This window comes from Chryseobacterium sp. FW101-FHT12H09 (genome assembly GCF_058790395.1).
The window spans coordinates 367,420-385,994 of record NZ_JBYTCP010000001.1 but is presented as its reverse complement, the minus strand read 5'-3'; the positions used below and the strand labels follow the sequence as shown (position 1 = coordinate 385,994).

Here is an 18,575-nt window from a genome sequence, read left to right as displayed (position 1 = left end):
AAATATTAAAGACAATTAAAACTCAATATATATGACAACAGCCATTATAGTCGGCGTTATTTGCTTGGTGATTGGTGCAGTAATAGGGATTCTTTTCTCTAAAAGCTCACTCAATGCTAAGGGAAAATTTATTATAGATGATGCAAAGAAAAATGCTGAAAACCTTATAGAAAAAGCTAACGTACAAGCCGAATCCATAAAAAAAGAAAAGAACCTTCAAGCTAAAGAAAAATTCCTTGAATTGAAATCTCAACATGATGCTGATATTCAGGTTCGTGAAAAGAAGATCCAAGAGGTTGAAAAGAGAACAAAAGATAAAGAAAATAAGCTGAATGATGAGCTTAGTAAGACTGGAAAGCTTGAAAAGGATCTGGATAAACAGATTGCAGATTATGCTAAGAAAATTGAGATCTTAGATAAGAAACAACAAGAGTTAGATTCTGTAACTTCTAAAAAAGTTGAGATTCTTGAAAAGATATCAAATTATACTGCTGAGGAAGCTAAAGCTGAATTGGTAGAATCAATGAAAGCAGAAGCTAAGACCAGAGCTCAGGCGCATGTTCAGAGTATCATGGAAGAGGCTCAGTTAAATGCTAAAGGAGAGGCGAGAAAGATCGTTATTCAGACGATCCAGAGAATTGGAACAGAACAGGCCATTGAAAACTCTGTATCTGTATTCAATATTGAATCTGACGAAGTAAAAGGTAGAATTATCGGTAGAGAGGGTAGAAATATCCGTGCATTGGAAGCGGTAACAGGAGTGGAAATTATTGTAGATGATACCCCGGAAGCTATTCTACTTTCATGTTTCGATCCAGTAAGAAGAGAGATCGCAAGATTATCTCTTCACAGATTAGTTACGGACGGAAGAATTCACCCTGCGAGAATTGAAGAAGTTGTAGAAAAGACAAGAAAACAGATTGAAGAGGAAATTATTGAAGTTGGAAAAAGAACAATTATAGACTTAGGAATTCATGGATTACACCCTGAATTGATTAAAATCGTAGGTAGAATGAAATACCGTTCTTCTTATGGACAGAACCTATTACAGCACTCCAGAGAAGTAGCAAACATAGCTGCGACAATGGCCGCTGAATTAGGATTAAATGTAAAATTAGCTAAGAGAGCAGGTCTTTTACACGATATTGGTAAAGTTCCTGAACAGGAATCTGAACTTCCACATGCTTTATTAGGAATGCAGTGGGCTGAGAAATACGGTGAAAACCCAGAAGTAATCAATGCGATTGGAGCTCACCACGACGAAGTTGAAATGACCTCTTTATTATCACCGATTATTCAGGTCGCCGATGCTATCTCAGGAGCAAGACCAGGAGCGAGACGTCAGGTATTGGAATCTTATATTCAAAGACTGAAAGATCTTGAATCTGCAGCATTAAGTTTTGAAGGTGTATCCAGTGCTTATGCTATTCAGGCAGGGAGAGAGCTAAGAGTAATGGTTGAAAGTGGAAAAGTAAATGATGAGATCGCTTCTCAGTTATCTTATGACATTTCTGAAAAGATCCAGAACGAATTAACATATCCTGGACAAGTAAAAGTAACAGTAATCAGAGAGACGAGAGCTGTGAATATTGCCAGATAATAATTTAATAAAGATATTCTATAAAAACCTTTCAAGAAATTGAAAGGTTTTTTATTTTTATCAAAATTTAAAAATGCAAGAACTATCCATGTCTTCAAAACTGAAGTACATTTTCTCTATTCCGGTAATTATTTCTGCCTTAGGCTATTTTGTAGATATTTATGACCTCCTTTTATTTGGTATTGTAAGAATTCCCAGTTTAAAAGCTTTGGGTCTAAATCCCGATGTTGATGGTACCTTTATTCTAAATTGTCAGATGATAGGTTTGCTGATTGGTGGTGTTTTCTGGGGTATTTTTGGAGATAAAAAAGGAAGACTTTCCGTATTATTCGGTTCTATTCTTGTTTATTCTTTAGCAAATATAGCCTGCGGGTTCTTGCCATACTTTCCAAAAGAACATTTGGTATATCAATATGCAGGATTAAGATTCATTGCAGGTATTGGACTGGCTGGAGAGCTGGGAGCTGGAATTACACTGGTTTCTGAGAGCCTTCCTAAAAGCCTGAGAGCAATTGGAACATCTGTTGTTGCTGGCTTCGGATTAATGGGAGCTGTAGTTGCACAACTAACTGTGGAGCTGGCAGGAAGCTGGAATATTTCTTATATCATTGGTGGTGTTTTAGGTATTATGCTCTTATTTTTAAGGATAAGTGTCTCCGAATCTGGTATTTATAAAAACATTGAACATAAAACGACCGTTTCAAAGGGAAACTTTCTTTCTTTTTTTACCAATAAAGATCGTTTTATACGTTATATTAAGTGTATTGCTGTTGGCCTTCCAACATGGTATTGCATTGGTATTCTTGCTGTTTTAGCCAATCAGTTTGCACCTGAGATGGGGATAAAAGAAATAAACCCAGGAAAAGCAATTATGTGGGGTTATGTTGGGATCTCAATAGGCGATCTGATGAGTGGATTTATTTCACACCTCTTGAAATCAAGAAAAATGGCCATTTTTTATATGCTTGCTTTCACTTTAGTTGGGGTGGTAATAATGCTTTTTGGAAATACAAATACAGAAACCAAGTATTACATTTTCTGTGTATGGCTGGGATTGGGAACAGGATATTGGGCTATGTTTGTAACCCTGGCTGCAGAACAGTTCGGAACCAATATCCGAAATACAGCGACCACTACGGTTCCTAATATGGTAAGAGGATTGGTACCTGTAATGATCTTAGCATTTGATCTCCTTAAACATAATTTCACAGTGATCATAAGTGCTGCCATTGTAGGACTGGTCGTTTTTGGGCTTGCATTTTATTCTGCGATCACTATTTCCGAAACACATAATAAAGACCTTGAATTTACCGAATAATATGAGGTGTTTAATATTTTATTGCATTGATTTTTATATAGTTAATTTAATAACTATTAGAATATAAATTAATTATGAATTTTTTCATAAAACTATGCCTTGAATATTAATTATTTGTTTAAATTTGAAATCACTAAACTATATTGTTCAATCTCAAAATCAAATCACATGTCAAACAACATTTTTAAAAACGCTAAGAAATTAAACAAAGGAGAGCTTAAAAACATCGTAGGTGGTATAGGTAATCCAGATCTTTCTTTATGTGGATGCAGTTGCTCAGGATCTGTAACCGGTCCAAAATACTGCATTCAGTATATTGCTTGTCCACAAGTATATACTTGTGATCAATCAGCGATCTAAGAACTATTTCAATAAGAAATAAACATTTCCACATTTAATATGCAAAAGCCCTTTGGTTATCCAAAGAGCTTTTGTTCTTTTTAATGAATAATATATAATAAGCTTCCAATACTTATTGTAATCCATAACAGTATAGCTACAGCTAGTGGTTTTAAACCTATTGTTTTTAATGTCTGTAGTGAAAGGGTAGAGCCAATTAGGAATAGTGTTAAATTTAGTCCGGATTTTGAAATGGATGTTATTATCGAGCTGAAGTTTTCAAAAAATGGAATGTAAGTATTTAATAATATTGCCAGAATAAAGTACGCGATAAACCATGGAATCTTAATTTTTGATTCTTTATTTTTAAAAATAAACATAGTGATTATAGAAACAGGAATAATCCACAAGGCACGAGCCAGTTTTACAGTTGTTGCTATTTTTAATGCCTCATTTCCGAATTTACTGGCTGCTCCTACTACAGAACTGGTATCATGAATGCCTATTGCGCACCACAATCCAAATTGTTCCTGAGATAGGTGTAAAGCGTTTCCAATAGCAGGATAAACAAATAAAGCGATTGAATTTAAAGTGAAAACGATGGCCAATGCTAAGGAGATTTGCTTAGTACTAGGCTTAATAATAGGAGAGGTAGCTGCTATAGCACTTCCCCCACAAATTGCAGTTCCCACTGAAAGTAAATAGGTTAATTGCTTTTCAAGTTTAAAGACTCTTCCTAAAAAGTATCCTAAAATCATTACCGTTGAAATACTGATAACAGTTAATATCAATCCTGTTTTTCCAGCTTGTAATGCTTCATTAAGTTTCAATCCGAAGCCTAAACCTACAATTGATATCTGAAGCAGCAAATGGATGTATTGATGAAGATACTTTTCAAACGGATTGCCTAAAAATACCGCCAGTATAAACCCTAATGCTAAAGCAATTGGTGATGAAACCCATGGAATGAGGGTAGCAATTGCTAATCCAATAAAAATTATTTTTTTTGTGCTCTCATTTTGAATGAAACCGATCGTGTTGTAAAGTTTTGAATTCATGCTTCAAAATTCTACAATTTATAATTACAAAGTAAATCGTATTTTGTTATATTGGATAACTTTTAGTTATAACTGATGAATTTTAAAAAGAGTTTTATGAGTTCAGATTGATCTCCTTTTGGAAGGATGTAATGAAAATTTCTTTCGATACTGAAATTTTTAATATCAATGATGCTTAACGTATTGTTTTTCAATTCATTCAAAACAGTACTGATGGATAAAAAAGCCATGCAGTCTGAATGTAATAAATAGTTTTTAATACTTTCACTATTTCCTAATTGCATGATTACATTAAGATTTTCAATATCAATTCCTTTTTCCTTTATGCGGTTTTGAATAAACTCCTGTGTTCCTGAACCCTGTTCCCGGAAAATTAAATCTATAGTATATAGATTCTTTAGATTCAAAGTTTTGTTTACCAGTGGATGATTGGCTTTTGCCACAAGTACAATCTCATCTGCTTTAAAGATTTCATAATTAAAATAAGCAGATTGAGATTCCCCTTCTATGATACCCAGATCTATTTTGCCGTCTTTTAAAAGTGTTGATATAACTTCTGTATTATAAATTAACAGTTCAATTTTTATATCCCGATAATAAGAATGAAATTTGGCGAGGATCTCAGGAAGAATATATTGGGCAACTGTTGTACTCGCCCCGATTATTAATTTTCCTTTATGTTCTGAGTTCAGTTGATGAATTTCAAACTCGAGATCTCTGTAAATATTCCGAATTTTTTCTGCATATTCATAAAGTACGATTCCACTGCGCGTTAGTTGAATAGAAGTACCTTTTCTGTCAAATAATTTAGTATTAAGTTGATTTTCTATTTCTTTAATATGTTTTGTGACTGCTGGTTGTGAGATATTCAACTCCTCAGACGCTCTTGTAAAGCTCAGCCTTGAAGCAACTGTATAGAAAACCTTGAGTCTGTAATCAAACATTGTAAAGTGCAAATTTAGAATACACAAACTTACTTAAATTGATCATAAGAATTTTAATTAAAGATCAGAAAAGCTTTTGTCCTGATCACTCTCATATCTGCTATTCTTAGATTGTCCAATTCTTTGTTTGAGGTAGATACTATTTCGCCCGGATAATAAATAAGAAACGATACATGAAATTGCGATATAGATTCCGGACTCAGCTCCAAACAATTCTATACCCATAAGCATACAGGCTAAAGGAGTATTCGTGGCGCCAGCAAAGACGGCTACAAACCCCATTCCCGCTAAAAGACCTACAGGAAGCGGCATAAATAATGATAAAGCACTTCCCAGAGTAGCGCCAATAAAGAATAAAGGTGTTACTTCACCACCTTTAAACCCGGCGGCTAGAGTGATGATGGTAAAAATCATTTTTAAAGCAAAATCATAAACCGGAAGTTGAGTATTAAATGATTCAACTATGGTAGGAATCCCTAAACCGATATATTTTGTGGTTCCAATTGCAAATACGGCAATAGCAACAATACTACCACCTACAATAGGACGAAATGGAGGATATTTAATGTTTGATTTAAAAATAGTTCCGATCCAATGAATCATTTTACTAAACGTTGCAGCACAAATTCCAAAAGCGATTCCCGCCAAAATACTATAGAGAATAGGCGAAAGTTCAAGTTTGGGAATAAGGTCAATATGATAGTGCGTATGTTTAGCCTGCCAGAGATTTGTGACCCAGTCTGCAAAAATAGCAGAAGCAAAAGCCGGAAAGATGGCATTATAGCGTATTCTTCCTATTAAAAAAACTTCCAAACCAAATAATGCTCCGGCTAAAGGAGTTCCAAAAACAGAACCGAAACCAGCAGCAATGGCAGAAATAATTAAGATCCTTCTTTCAGTTTTATCTAATCTAAAAGGTTTGCTGAGCTGATCTGCGATTGCCCCGGCCATTTGTATTGCCGTTCCTTCCCGACCAGCTGAACCTCCGAAAAAATGAGTGACTATTGTTCCAAGGTATACAAAAGGAGCCATTTTGAAAGGAATGGTTTCTTTGGGATCATGAATAGTGTCAATCAGTAAATTATTACCTGCTTCAACATTCTGTCCAAAGTAATGATATAGTAAGCCTATTAAAAATCCTGCAACAGGCAGAAAAGCAATGATCCAAATATGATTTTCCCGAAAATCTGTAGCCCATTCCAACGACTTTAGAAAACCTGCAGATGCACTTCCCGCAGCAGCTCCGATAATAATACTGATGCAAAGCCATTTTAATATATAAGGAATTGCAGGAAATTTCCTAAAGAAAAACCTTGAGTGAAATCGTACTTTTTTGTTTACTGTTCGTGAATTTTTAGACATAATAATCCTGATTAATTACGGTTGATAATCTATTAATCAGGCGTCATCAGCTTTTGTAAAGCGGTTGGGTAAGGAAGAACACCATTTCCTTTTCGGTTACAAAGATAGAAATTAATATTAATTTTTGTAGTGCATCGCCTTATTAATCTCAATCGGATTATTGTATTTTTTTATGACCTCCTGCATACTTTTGGTCTGCGTGTTGAGCTCATCTACGGTGTGAATTTCTTTTCCATTGATGTTGATATTCAGATTAGTATTGGTTTTACTGAAATTCGTTCTTTCAAAGGCAAAAGGGTCATTGTAAAACTCCAACATTAGTTTCTGTTTTTGCTTCTCATTAATAGGGATCGCTTTGTTTCCGAAATTAGATTCCAGAAAATCTTCGGTTGAGAATATTCCGGTAAGTTTCTCGCTCTTTACAAGGTGATAGATAAAATTTTTATTTGAATCTGATAATTCAAAAATTAATCCCGGCAATCCACGAAATTTGAAAGGTCCCTCATTAAACGGAATATCTTTGCAAAACCATGCGATCCAGTTTCTTCCTCCAAAGTTTGTGGTCGCTTTCTGTAAAGTATAATTCTCAACCTTTTTGATTTCATCAGATATATTCCAGTTAATCTTGTCGGTAGTTTTAAATGAGTAGTAGCCGGCTTTTATATTAATGAAGTTTTCATTATCAAAAGAATTAGTTTTTCTCTTGACAACCTGTCCGGACATATCAGTATGACTGGAGTTCATTCCAAATTTTTTATTTAAGGAATCTGTAGTCATCAGGTTTTGCCCATAAAATTTAACTTCTTTGGGGGTAATATCCAGAATCATATTTAGCTTTTCATAGCCCGTTTCCGTAGAATCCATTTTACACTGGAGTTCATAAATAAAGCGATGAGTCTGAGACTGCAAGAAAACGATAACAAGTACCGCAAATAATGTTAGAATATTTTTCATGATAGGGGCAGGATGTTTTATTATATATAATTATTACATATCGTTTTTCATGTATCTTATCATCACATTCTCAACTTCATTCATATGAATCGCATACCTCGGAGCTTGAATTTTGTCACAAAAAAGGTTTCATCTCATCTTCAATCTGAGTTCTAAGATCCATTAATCGTTTAGCATACTGCTCTTGTTGCTTTTCAGTTTCAGTTTCAGGAATCCATTTTCTGACAGGCAATTTTTTACCATTTTCATCAACAGCAACAAAAACAATAATACAATGTGTTTTTTTATCAAAAGTTGGCTGTTTAAGATTTCTTGAAAATACATTAATAGAAATATGCATACTCGAAGAACCCGTATAAATTACCTGGGCCTCTACTTTTACAATTTCTCCGATCTTAATAGGTTCATAAAAACGAATTCCACCCACATAAACAGTTACCGAATAATTTCCACTCCATGTTGTAGCACAAGCATAGCCTGCCTGATCGATCCATTTCATCACGCTTCCTCCGTGAACATTTCCTCCATAATTAACATCTGACGGTTCCGAGATAAATTGAAACGTAATAGGCTTGTTCTCCATTTTTATAAAATTTGAATAAAGATATTTAATAATTTTCAAAGTCCTGGATTAAATCATAATTTTGAAGAATCAAAGCTTACAAGAAGCTTTTTAGGACAATTAAAAATCATAGTAAAAGATGAAAAAAGTATTCCATCTAAATACCTGCGATACCTGCAGAAAAATATTAGCACAGTTTGATCTCTCAGGTTGGGAGCTTAGAGAAATTAAAAAAGAACCAATTACGGAAGTAGAATTGGCTGAGATGTATAAAAAGACAAAATCTTATGAAGCGTTGTTCAGCAAAAAATCTACTCAAATAAAATTAAGGGAATTAGATGTAAAATCTTTACAGGAAAATGACTTCAAAAATTTATTATTGGACCATTATACATTTTTAAAACGTCCAGTTTTTATTACTGATACAGAAATTTTTGTAGGGAATGATAAGACCAATGTTGAGAATCTTAAAGAGTTTTTTAAGGCTAACTGATTGTAATCGTTTGACTTATAAAATTAAAATTGTATTCACGAATTTTAATAAAAACTTAAAATTACAGTTGATTGCAAATTTAATTTCTGATTTTAAATATTTTAGACTATAAATAAATATAAACTAAATAATATCCAGTAAGATCTACTGGATATTTGCTTTTCTATAGAAATTTAATCAAAATTTCGAATTTTATTTTTTTTGTATGTTCGCAATGATGAAAAAATAATTCCCTTCTTAATTCTTTTAAGGCTATAAAGTCTGTATTAAGTATTTTTTTTCATCAATAATTATAAAAACACAAATAAAAATAAAGTTATGATGGAAAAAGAATTTAATCCTGTAATTAAAGCTGTACAAAGCTTAAGAAAGCTTAGTGTAGATATTAGATTGAGCAACCAGGAAATAAAGGACAGTAATGATGAAGCAACAAAGCAGATTTCTGAAGCCGGAAAATTAATAGTTGCCAGTAATGATAGTATTGTCATTAATTTATGGATCAATGAAAAAGCGAAATTGTTAGAAAACACTTCTATACTGCTGGGTATCCTTCAAAGTCTCGAAGATAAATTTAAAAATAAAGATTGCTCGAATCTGTTGGAAATCTGGCAGACTCATGATCATTATAGGGAAATTGTAATCAATACTTTAGAAGAATTACAAAAGATTGGGAATGTAATTTTTATCAAAGAAAATCTTCAAAAATGGGAAGATATATGGCAGATTATTTCAGCTAACGTTGGGCGTATTTTGTCAATAGCAGAGACTTATAAGCTGAAGCTTGCGATGATGGAAGCTTTAAAACCTGAAGAAATTGATATGTTGACGAATGATATTCTCAAGCATATTCCTTGGAATTATTCTGATGATGAGGCTTACAAATATGAGAAAGAATACTTAGAAGCTTATAATGAACTGAAAGAATCTCAATCGAAGAAAAAGAGTTTATGGGATAAAGTACTTGATGTTTTAGCAGGTGGAGTAGAAGAAACTCCAGCGCACAGGGTACAGATGAGAAGATGGATGGAAGGTGCTCCCGCATAATTAATTCTTTGAACTTTCGAAATAAACGATTTTGTTTTATAAGCCTTTATTTCAGTTATTTAGCATTAATATTTTTGTAGTGAATATAAATGGTATAGGTGAAAACTCTATATTTGTTAATACCAAAAAAAATATTATCATGATTACAAATGTTCAAAAAATCAAAAGCTTAAGCAGAGCAGACTTGAGACAAATTAGTGGTGGTGTAAGACCTCCGGTCCCAAATTGTGACTTCTTATGTGGCGGTGGAGGCGGAGTGGTCTCTAACACACCTGGAGTTGGGGATGTATGTACTCCAGATAGAAGACTCTGCTGTATATGTAGATAATTTAGAAAGAGATTATATTGTTTACAGTCTCTTTTCTTTTTAATTCTAGCTAATAGAAAAGTAAACCTTTTTAGCAAAATTTGTTCACTGATCTGCGGTACAGTGGAAGCAGCCTGTATTACTTTGTAATGCTGAGCAGGGATATAATGATCCAACATTAAAAATAAAACACCGTAGAAACAATTCTACGGTGTTTTTATTTAAAATATTATTTTAATTATACAAAAGGAGCTTTCACCACTTTTGCAGGAATATTCTTGTTTCTAACCTGAATAAAGATCTCGGAACCTAATTTAAAGTGTGGTTTAGCAACATAAGCTAATCCCAACCCAATTTTTTTCATTGGAGATTGTGTTCCGGATGTTACTTTTCCAATAACATTTCCTTCGGCATCTACCACAGGGTAATCATGTCTTGGTACCCCTTTGTCCTGAAGTTCAAAGGCTACTAATTTTCTGGTAACCCCTTCCTCTTTTTGTTTTGCAAAAGTATCTTTAGAAATAAAATCCTTATCAAACTTTGTGATCCATCCTAAGCCAGCTTCAATAGGAGAAGTAGTATCATCGATATCATTTCCATACAGACAGAATCCTTTTTCAAGTCTTAAAGTATCTCTGGCAGCTAATCCACAAGGGATGATTCCTTCTGCTTCTCCAGCTTTGATTATTGCATCCCAAAGTGTTACAGCATTTTCATTTTTGAAATAAATTTCAAATCCTCCGCTTCCAGTGTAACCTGTATTCGAAATAATAACGTCATTTATTCCTGCTATAGATCCTACAGTGAAATTGTAATAAGGAATCTCAGATAGGTTTACATCAGTTAACTTTTGAAGAATTGCTGTAGCATTAGGACCTTGGATTGCTAAAAGAGACATATCATCAGAAGCATTGGTCATTTTAGCACCAAAAGTGTTGTATTTTGAAATATGATTCCAGTCTTTATCTATGTTTGAAGCGTTTACAACCACGAAATATTTTTCATCGTCCATTTGATAAACGATAAGATCATCTACAATTCCACCATCTTCATTAGGAAGACAAGAATATTGAGCTTTTCCTTTTTCCAAAGCATCTACATTGTTTGTCGTAACGAATTGTAAAAGCTCTTTAGAACCAGGTCCTTCAATAAAAAATTGTCCCATGTGAGAAACATCGAATATTCCCGCTTTTTCTCTTACTGCAAAATGTTCTTCCGTAACTCCGGAATATTGTACAGGCATTTCGAAGCCTGCGAAAGGTACTATTTTCGCTCCTAAAGAAACGTGTTTGTCGTACAAGGCTGTTTTCTTCATATTTATTTCTATTACTTTATTTTAAAACTATTGAAAGTCTCGTTGAAAAGGTTCATATAATTACCGTTCCAATATTTTTGTCCACAATTTATGGATATAAGAAACAGGTTTTTGTCCTTTTGAAAAACTTTGGTGATCCAGAACAATTTATCATGTTCATCAAAATACTCATAAAGGTATTCAGTATATCCTTTCTTACCTTTGCTGGCTTTTATTTTACTTTCTTCGTCCTTGGATTTATAAAGAGCAAGGATGAATTTTTTTGTTTCTTCCTTTGGAATATTAAGATCGTGATACTCTGAAATAGTGATGGCTCCGATCTCATTGGTTGGAAAAACATTTACAATGCCCTCGTCATTGGTTGATTTCCATCCTTCGGGAACATTAATTGAATAGTTGGCACTTTCATAAGTGTTTGCTTTCTGAGCAAATGAAAGGCATCCAAGCATACATGTAATTACTACTATCAGGTTCTTTTTCATCTAAAAATGATGTTTATATTCTTCCAGAATGATCTTAAACCATTCTGTGAAATTTGTTGGATTTTCGAGGATCTCCTTGTCCAGGTCATTCATGGAAATATACCTTACCTCGTCAACTTCTTCTTTATTTAAATTAAAATCAGCACCATAATTTCCTACAAATACATGATCTAATTCATGCTCCCATAGCCCACCACCAACATCAGCTTTATAAATAAAGTTGAATTTTTCTGAAAGCTCAGTTTCTATTCCTAATTCTTCTTTTACTCTACGTTTTGCACCTTCCAAATAGCTTTCACCATTTCTTGGATGTGAGCATACGGCATTGGTCCATTGGTTAGGAGAATGATATTTTTTAGAAGCTCTTTTTTGCAAAAGCATCTCTCCTTTATCATTAAATAAAAATACTGAAAAAGCACGGTGTAGCAAGCCGTTAACGTGAGCCTGCTGTTTTTCCATCAAACCTAAAACATCGTCGTCGTGATTTACTAAGACTACCAATTCTTCCATTCCTACAAATGTAAGTTTAATAAATGTATTTTGGAAATTTTTGGTAAAACATCATATAAGAGTGAACTACAAAGAGAAATAGTGAAATTTAAGAACTCATTGAACGTACTGCTACTTTTCCTCTTTTCTTAATGCAGATGAAGAGAGTCCAAAATGCTTTTTTAAAGTTTTATTTAAATGGCTCCCATCTGTAAAACCTAAACTCCAAGCAATCTCCTGCAAAGGATTTTGGGTGTATTTTATCCTGTTAACTGCTATCTGCAGCCTTGTTTTCTGAATATATTCCTTTAGTGATTCATCAGATTTCCTTCGAAAATACTCACTGAAATATTTATTGGAAATATTAAATTTTTCAGAAAGATAGGCAATGGATAATTGATCTTCATTGATGATATTTTGATTGATATGTTGAATGATCTCTGAAAATTTATGATCACCTTTTTCTTTTTCGCTGATTAATTTTGAACTTATTATTGTTAGTATGGATGAAAGTGAATTGGCTATCAGTGTTTCTGAATATTCTGAAGCCTGATCCTTTTCATTAGCAATTATTTCAAACAATCTTTTTACCTGATCTCTTTCTTTGATATTGTTAAAAGGAAGTCCCAGACTGAAGTTATAAAATCCGATAATATAGTTTAGTTTGCTATACCACAGGGAATAATTGATCTTCGTGTTTTTAAGATTTTTAAAATAATGTTCTGTAAACCGAATAAATAAAAACTTTGTGGGTTCAATAATCTCATATGCGTGACACTCTGAATAGGGTAGAAGAAAAAAATCATTCGGCTTGTAATCCTGGGTTTTATATTCAATACTTTGTATTCCTTTTCCATCAAGTATAAATACCAATTCAAAGAAACTATTTTTACGAAAACGATCTTTCCATTCTGATAATTCTATTATTTCTATTTCAATAAGCTCTCGTATATGGTCCATCTCAACATTGATTAGATCGTACAAAAGTAAATCTTTTATTTGTACTCAATGTTCTCTTTTTTATACCCTTTCAAAGGCAGGAATCTCTATAATTTTGTAAAAAAAAGATGGATTATAAAAGTATTGCAAAGCAAACGGTAGGGCATTTATATCAGGCTCATTCAAGTATTAGAAATTCTGAAATTGATAATCAGCTTATTGCATTGGCTGAACTAAGAATATCTCAATTAAATGGATGTGCTTATTGTTGTAGTTTTCATTCTGCTGAATTGAGAGAAATGGGAATTGAACAATCTTTAATTGATAAAATACCAGGATATAAACATTCCATATCATTCAATGATAAACAACTCTTAGTCTTAAGATGGGCAGATGCCGTAACGGGTTTAACAGAAGACATTGATCCCTTACTAAGAGAATTAAAGTCAAAATTTTCTGAGAAAGAAATTGTAGAACTTACCTCCAGTATTTCTTTGATGAACGCTTTGAACCGTTTAAGAATTAGTTTAGGAGAAAAATTCTAGATGATATTAATTGTTTGCATAATTCCCGGAAATAACTTTAAAATTGAGGTTATTTCCGGGAATTGAATTGAGCCATAACAGAAAAATTTCAATCAAAATTATGAAATCAGTAGTAATATTGTTTATTTTATTCATTGAATAGCGATTATAATGGTTTAAATTCAATATAAATCAAGTTTAACAATAGTCTTCACCGTAAAAATTGTAACTTTGTAATTCAAATTTTTATGATGGAGCTAGAATATATCGAACACATAAGTCCAATACTTAAGGACGGAGTAAAAAACTATTTAATAGATATTGATGGAACAATTACAGACGATGTTCCTAACGAAGAACCTGAAAGAATGGTTACTTGTGAGCCTTATCCAGATGCTTTGGAAACGGTAAACAAGTGGTATGATGAAGGACATCAGATCTGTTTCTTTACTTCACGTACTGAAAATTTAAAACAAATTACAATAGATTGGCTGGATAAACACGGATTTAAATATCATAGTGTTTTATGTGGAAAGCCGAGAGGTGGCAATTATCACTGGATCGATAACCACTTGGTGCGAGCTACAAGGTATAAAGGGAAGTTTACAGATTTGGTAGAAAAGCAAGTGACCATTGAAGTTTTCAAAGAAGATTAAAAAATATAATTCAAAGATTTAAAGATTAAACGAAAAAGTAATACACTTGATTTTTTAATTTTTAAATCTTTTCACTTTAAATATAAACTGTATTTATGAAAGTTTTAGCAAATGACGGTCTGGATCAATCTGGAATTGATGCATTAACTGAAAAGGGGTTTGAAGTAATCACAGCGAAAGTTCCACAGGAGTTTTTGGTAGATTATATTAATGAACATAAGATCCGCACTTTACTGGTTCGTAGTGCAACTCAGGTAAGGAAAGATATTATCGATAACTGCCCATCTATTGAAATTATTGGTAGAGGAGGTGTTGGTATGGATAATATTGATGTAGATTATGCAAGAGAGAAAGGGATTCATGTGATTAATACACCTTCTGCTTCATCAGAATCAGTTGCTGAATTAGTATTTGCACATTTGTTTTCTGGAGCAAGATTTTTACAGGATTCCAACAGAAAAATGCCTTTAGTAGGTGATACCGAATTTGCAGGCCTTAAGAAAGCATATGCTGAGGGAATTGAACTAAGAGGAAAAACGATTGGAATCGTTGGTATGGGACGAATCGGACAGGAAGTTGCAAGAATTGCTTTAGGTCTTGGGATGAGGGTAATTGCGGCTGATAATAACGTGGGACGCGCCAGTATTAAAGTAAAATTCTATAATAACCAGTTCATCAATGTAGATATTGAAACTGAACCTTTGCAAGAGGTTTTAAAGCACTCAGATTTTATTACATTACACGTTCCTGCTCAAAAAGAAGGGTATATGATAGGAAAGAATGAGTTTGAAATCATGAAAGATGGAGTAGCGATTGTTAACTGTTCCAGAGGTGGAGTAATTGATGAAGCTGCTTTAATCGAAGCATTGAATTCAGGAAAAGTGAAATTTGCCGGATTAGACGTTTTCATTAATGAACCGACGCCTTCTAAAGAAATCCTTAACCATTCAAAAATCTCTTTAACTCCACACACGGGAGCATCAACATTAGAAGCTCAGGATAGAATTGGTCTTTCCTTAGCAGAACAAATTTCAAGTATACTACAGATTCACTAATTTATTTAGGAATTATTAAAATAAAAAGAAACACCTCAATTGAGGTGTTTTTCTATTATATGTTATTTTTATTTTTTAGCAAATCTCTGATTTCCATTAATAATTTTTGATCATCAGTGGGTCCCGCAGGAGCAGGTTCTTCCTTTGGTTTTGATATTTTGTTAATTCCTTTAATCATCATAAATAAAACCAAGGCAATACATAAAAAGTTAATGACTGCAGCTAAAAAGTTACCATAAGTAACACCATTCCAGGCCAATGTTTTGATATTGTCAGCACCTGCAGCTTTCATAGCTGGATTAAGTAAAAGAGGTGTAATTACATCTTCTACAAATGATGAAACAATTTTTCCAAAAGCTGCACCAATAATCACCCCTACTGCAAGATCAATGACATTGCCTTTGACTGCAAATTCTTTAAATTCTTTTACAAATCCCATAATTTATTTTTTTAAAGTTGTGTATAACACAAATATAAATAAAATTGTTATTTTTTTCGCTTTTGTGGGATATTTATTTATATTCTTTTTAAATAAAATGAATGTAGGATAATGACCTTTACATTATTAAAAAATATTATAAATTAGTCGCATACTAATATGAAATGAAAATATTTACGAAGGAGCAAATAAGGGAGTGTGACCAATTTACAATACTGAATGATCACATTTCATCTATAAAATTAATGGAGCGTGCCGCCCAATCATGTGCACACTGGATATCAGAACACTGTAAAAGTCATAAAAAGTTTGTGATCTTCTGTGGAAACGGAAATAATGGTGGAGATGGGTTTGCTATAGCAAGATTACTGCATACTGAAGGCTTTGATGTAGATGTGTTTGTGAGCAATCCAAAATCAAAATTTTCTGATGATGCCCAGGTTAATTTTGAAAGATTAGAAGGGGTGTCAGGAATTTCAGTTAAGAAATTTGACGAAGTTGATCAATACAGTTTCGATCATGAAACTCTTATCATTGATGCTCTTTTTGGAACCGGTTTATCTAGAGTTCTCGACAGTGAATTTAAAGATCTTATTGATTATTTAAATACAATTAATACCGTTAAAATCTCTATTGATGTCCCTTCCGGATTATTTGCTGATGGAATTTCTGATGATAACTCTTCTGTTTTTAAGGCGGATTACACATTGAGCTTTCAATTCTGGAAGAAGAGTTTTCTACATCCCGAAAGTGGAAAGTTTACAGGAAAAGTTGAAGTTTTAAATATTGACTTAAATAAAGATTATATCACGACCGCAGAAACTTCTGATTTTGTCATTGATGATGACCTAATCAAAGGGGTCTTTAAACCTAGGCTTGAGTTCTCTCATAAAGGGACCTACGGAAAAGTAACTATTGTTGCCGGAAGTTATGGAAAAATGGGAGCCGCAGTACTTTCAACAACAGCTGCTTTGAAAACAGGTGCTGGACTTACTTTTAGTCTTGCTCCGGACTGTGGATACAATATTTTGCAGACTTCATGCCCCGAAGCAATGTTTATAAAAGGAGGGGATCAATATATTGATAATTTTGAGATTGATGAAAATTCATTTTGTGGTATAGGTCCTGGTATAGGTACAGGTGAAGAAACTCAAAAAAGCTTTTTACAATTTCTAAAAGAACATTCTAAGCCGTTGGTTTTAGACGCAGATGCCTTGAATATTATTTCAGAAAATAAAAAGAACTTAAAGCTTATTCCGCAAAATACAATTATCACACCTCATCCGAAAGAATTTGAAAGACTATTTGGAGCTACTGAAAATTCTTTTGAAAGGTTGGAATTGGCTCGCAAGAAAGCGAATGAATTTCACATTTATATTGTTTTGAAAGATCATCACGCCCAAATAATTACTCCGGAAGGAAATGTATATTACAATATTACCGGAAATGCAGGTTTAGCTAAGGGCGGAAGTGGTGATGTTCTGACAGGAGTTCTAACGTCCTTATTGGCACAAGGATATTCTGAGGAAGAAGCTGCTATTTTTGGGGTATGGTTACATGGAAAGGCTGCCGATTATGCGGCTGAAAAATATTCTAAAGAATCAATGCTTCCAACTGACCTTATCAATGAATTTGGTAATGTGTTTGAGAGGATTAATAAGAAAATTGCTCGTAAATTATAGGTTATAGTATTCTATTGATTTGAGTTGATCTACAAAAAAAGCCACAATTTAATTGTGGCTTTATATATTATTGGAAAATAATTTTATTCTGGTTTAGCATTTTGCTCCGGAGTAATTTTAAATTTCCTAGAGATGATCATGATCACAACTCCTGCAATCATAAATGGAATAGAAAGTACCTGTCCCGTATTTAAACCTCCAATCTGGATAAATTCGTCTCCCTGAGGTTCTTTTAAAAATTCTACAAAGAATCTGACAGCCCAAAGAATGATAAAGAACAATCCGAATAACCATCCTTGTTGGTATTTTTTATCTGTTTTCTTATACAGAACCCATAATAAGATGAACAGGCAAACGTAACCAAATGCTTCAAATAGCTGTGTAGGATAACGCGGAACTGTAATACCATATTCACTGCTTTGTTGTGGGAAAAGTAAAGCAAATGGTGAGTTAGGATCAACAGGCTTGCCTACGATCTCTGAATTGAAAAAGTTACCCATTCTTACAAAGGCACCTCCTAAAGCAACCACAATACCTATTCTGTCATATACCCAAAATGGATTCTTTTTGATAATTTTAAATGAATAATAAAGTGTAGTAAAGATCAATGCAATAGTTGCACCATGACTTGCCAATCCTGAAAAACCCGTGAATTTCAAGCCATTTTTAGTGCTAATTGGTAAAAATACACTCCAGAAATCTTCTTTAAATAATTCCGGCTGATAGAAAATAACGTGCCCTAATCTTGCACCCAGAATAGTTCCTATTAAAGTCCATGTAAAAAGAGGTTCTAAATATTTTATATTAACATTATCAATTTTGAAGATTCTTGCCATTATAATATAGCCAAGTCCAAAAGCAAAAATGAACATCAGACTATAGAAATGAAGTGTAATCGGACCTAACTGAATTCCATTTGAAGGATCCCATATTTTAAAAGGAGTTTTCAGCTCAACTTGATCAGCAGCTGTAATTGGTTTGCTTGATTTTACAGCATATTTTAAAGTTTCTAT

Annotated in this window: 21 protein-coding genes and 1 riboswitch; of the genes, 10 read left to right on the top strand and 11 right to left on the bottom strand. The window is 33.3% G+C overall.

What is annotated here, in order from left to right; all coding sequences use genetic code 11:
- Positions 1-31: 31 nt before the first annotated feature.
- The 3 genes from rny to AC3WRL_RS01700 all read left to right on the top strand — a co-directional run bounded on the left by rny (position 32) and on the right by AC3WRL_RS01700 (position 3,278).
- Positions 32-1,600, top strand: a complete 1,569-nt coding sequence (gene rny, locus AC3WRL_RS01710) for a ribonuclease Y (RefSeq protein ID WP_214833679.1) — start codon at positions 32-34, stop codon at positions 1,598-1,600.
- Between the two features lie 73 nt (positions 1,601-1,673).
- The gene (locus tag AC3WRL_RS01705; RefSeq protein WP_214833677.1) at positions 1,674-2,918 is read left to right on the top strand and encodes an MFS transporter; all 1,245 of its coding nucleotides are present in this window, start codon (positions 1,674-1,676) and stop codon (positions 2,916-2,918) included.
- A gap of 168 nt (positions 2,919-3,086) precedes the next feature.
- Positions 3,087-3,278 carry a hypothetical protein gene (locus tag AC3WRL_RS01700; RefSeq protein WP_214833674.1) on the top strand — a complete coding sequence of 64 codons (192 nt, stop codon included), beginning with the start codon at positions 3,087-3,089 and terminating at the stop codon, positions 3,276-3,278.
- 80 nt (positions 3,279-3,358) lie between these two features.
- On the opposite strand, the gene AC3WRL_RS01695 is transcribed toward AC3WRL_RS01700, so the two are convergent.
- From AC3WRL_RS01695 to AC3WRL_RS01675, 5 genes are all read right to left on the bottom strand, one after another.
- Complete coding sequence (locus AC3WRL_RS01695) at positions 3,359-4,315, bottom strand: YeiH family protein (RefSeq protein ID WP_261511449.1); 957 nt, start codon at positions 4,313-4,315, stop codon at positions 3,359-3,361.
- A gap of 62 nt (positions 4,316-4,377) precedes the next feature.
- Positions 4,378-5,259 (bottom strand): LysR family transcriptional regulator, encoded by an 882-nt coding sequence (locus AC3WRL_RS01690; RefSeq protein ID WP_214833668.1) that lies wholly within the window; start codon positions 5,257-5,259, stop codon positions 4,378-4,380.
- A 57-nt stretch (positions 5,260-5,316) separates the two neighbouring features.
- Positions 5,317-6,621, bottom strand: coding sequence for a voltage-gated chloride channel family protein (locus AC3WRL_RS01685; protein WP_492329596.1), 1,305 nt, complete (start codon positions 6,619-6,621; stop codon positions 5,317-5,319).
- Positions 6,622-6,651: 30 nt separating this feature from the next.
- Positions 6,652-6,719: riboswitch (Fluoride riboswitch) on the bottom strand.
- A gap of 19 nt (positions 6,720-6,738) precedes the next feature.
- The gene (locus AC3WRL_RS01680; protein ID WP_492329595.1) at positions 6,739-7,575 is read right to left on the bottom strand and encodes a GLPGLI family protein; all 837 of its coding nucleotides are present in this window, start codon (positions 7,573-7,575) and stop codon (positions 6,739-6,741) included.
- Positions 7,576-7,690: 115 nt separating this feature from the next.
- Complete coding sequence (locus AC3WRL_RS01675) at positions 7,691-8,158, bottom strand: acyl-CoA thioesterase (protein ID WP_214833660.1); 468 nt, start codon at positions 8,156-8,158, stop codon at positions 7,691-7,693.
- Positions 8,159-8,276: 118 nt separating this feature from the next.
- Between AC3WRL_RS01675 and AC3WRL_RS01670 the strand changes: the two genes are divergently transcribed.
- The 3 genes from AC3WRL_RS01670 to AC3WRL_RS01660 all read left to right on the top strand — a co-directional run bounded on the left by AC3WRL_RS01670 (position 8,277) and on the right by AC3WRL_RS01660 (position 10,002).
- Entirely contained in the window at positions 8,277-8,630 is a 354-nt protein-coding gene (locus tag AC3WRL_RS01670) for an arsenate reductase family protein (protein ID WP_214833657.1), read from the top strand.
- 318 nt (positions 8,631-8,948) lie between these two features.
- Positions 8,949-9,674 (top strand): hypothetical protein, encoded by a 726-nt coding sequence (locus tag AC3WRL_RS01665; RefSeq protein WP_214833654.1) that lies wholly within the window; start codon positions 8,949-8,951, stop codon positions 9,672-9,674.
- Between the two features lie 139 nt (positions 9,675-9,813).
- Positions 9,814-10,002 (top strand): hypothetical protein, encoded by a 189-nt coding sequence (locus AC3WRL_RS01660; RefSeq protein ID WP_492329594.1) that lies wholly within the window; start codon positions 9,814-9,816, stop codon positions 10,000-10,002.
- Between the two features lie 217 nt (positions 10,003-10,219).
- On the opposite strand, the gene gcvT is transcribed toward AC3WRL_RS01660, so the two are convergent.
- The 4 genes from gcvT to AC3WRL_RS01640 all read right to left on the bottom strand — a co-directional run bounded on the left by gcvT (position 10,220) and on the right by AC3WRL_RS01640 (position 13,227).
- Positions 10,220-11,296: a glycine cleavage system aminomethyltransferase GcvT gene (gcvT, locus tag AC3WRL_RS01655; protein ID WP_261511455.1), complete on the bottom strand. Its 1,077-nt coding sequence runs from the start codon at positions 11,294-11,296 to the stop codon at positions 10,220-10,222.
- A gap of 11 nt (positions 11,297-11,307) precedes the next feature.
- Positions 11,308-11,778 (bottom strand): hypothetical protein, encoded by a 471-nt coding sequence (locus AC3WRL_RS01650; RefSeq protein WP_214833647.1) that lies wholly within the window; start codon positions 11,776-11,778, stop codon positions 11,308-11,310.
- Positions 11,779-12,288: an isopentenyl-diphosphate Delta-isomerase gene (gene idi / locus AC3WRL_RS01645; protein WP_214833644.1), complete on the bottom strand. Its 510-nt coding sequence runs from the start codon at positions 12,286-12,288 to the stop codon at positions 11,779-11,781.
- 111 nt (positions 12,289-12,399) lie between these two features.
- Entirely contained in the window at positions 12,400-13,227 is an 828-nt protein-coding gene (locus AC3WRL_RS01640; RefSeq protein WP_492329593.1) for an AraC family transcriptional regulator, read from the bottom strand.
- 107 nt (positions 13,228-13,334) lie between these two features.
- On the opposite strand from AC3WRL_RS01640, the gene AC3WRL_RS01635 reads away from it, so the two are divergent.
- The 3 genes from AC3WRL_RS01635 (at position 13,335) to AC3WRL_RS01625 (ending at position 15,441) form a co-directional block, all read left to right on the top strand.
- Entirely contained in the window at positions 13,335-13,751 is a 417-nt protein-coding gene (locus AC3WRL_RS01635) for a carboxymuconolactone decarboxylase family protein (protein ID WP_261511456.1), read from the top strand.
- A 230-nt stretch (positions 13,752-13,981) separates the two neighbouring features.
- Complete coding sequence (locus AC3WRL_RS01630) at positions 13,982-14,386, top strand: LNS2 domain-containing protein (protein WP_214834026.1); 405 nt, start codon at positions 13,982-13,984, stop codon at positions 14,384-14,386.
- A gap of 95 nt (positions 14,387-14,481) precedes the next feature.
- Positions 14,482-15,441, top strand: a complete 960-nt coding sequence (locus AC3WRL_RS01625) for a D-2-hydroxyacid dehydrogenase (RefSeq protein WP_492329592.1) — start codon at positions 14,482-14,484, stop codon at positions 15,439-15,441.
- A 55-nt stretch (positions 15,442-15,496) separates the two neighbouring features.
- Here AC3WRL_RS01625 and mscL read toward each other — a convergent pair whose 3' ends face one another.
- Positions 15,497-15,880, bottom strand: coding sequence for a large conductance mechanosensitive channel protein MscL (gene mscL, locus AC3WRL_RS01620; RefSeq protein ID WP_214833633.1), 384 nt, complete (start codon positions 15,878-15,880; stop codon positions 15,497-15,499).
- Positions 15,881-16,044: 164 nt separating this feature from the next.
- On the opposite strand from mscL, the gene AC3WRL_RS01615 reads away from it, so the two are divergent.
- Positions 16,045-17,562: an NAD(P)H-hydrate dehydratase gene (locus AC3WRL_RS01615; protein WP_492329591.1), complete on the top strand. Its 1,518-nt coding sequence runs from the start codon at positions 16,045-16,047 to the stop codon at positions 17,560-17,562.
- Positions 17,563-17,645: 83 nt separating this feature from the next.
- Here the strand turns inward: AC3WRL_RS01615 and lgt are convergent, their stop codons facing one another.
- On the bottom strand, positions 17,646-18,512 hold the full coding sequence (lgt, locus tag AC3WRL_RS01610) for a prolipoprotein diacylglyceryl transferase (RefSeq protein ID WP_492329888.1): 867 nt from the start codon (positions 18,510-18,512) through the stop codon (positions 17,646-17,648).
- Positions 18,513-18,575 lie beyond the last annotated feature (63 nt).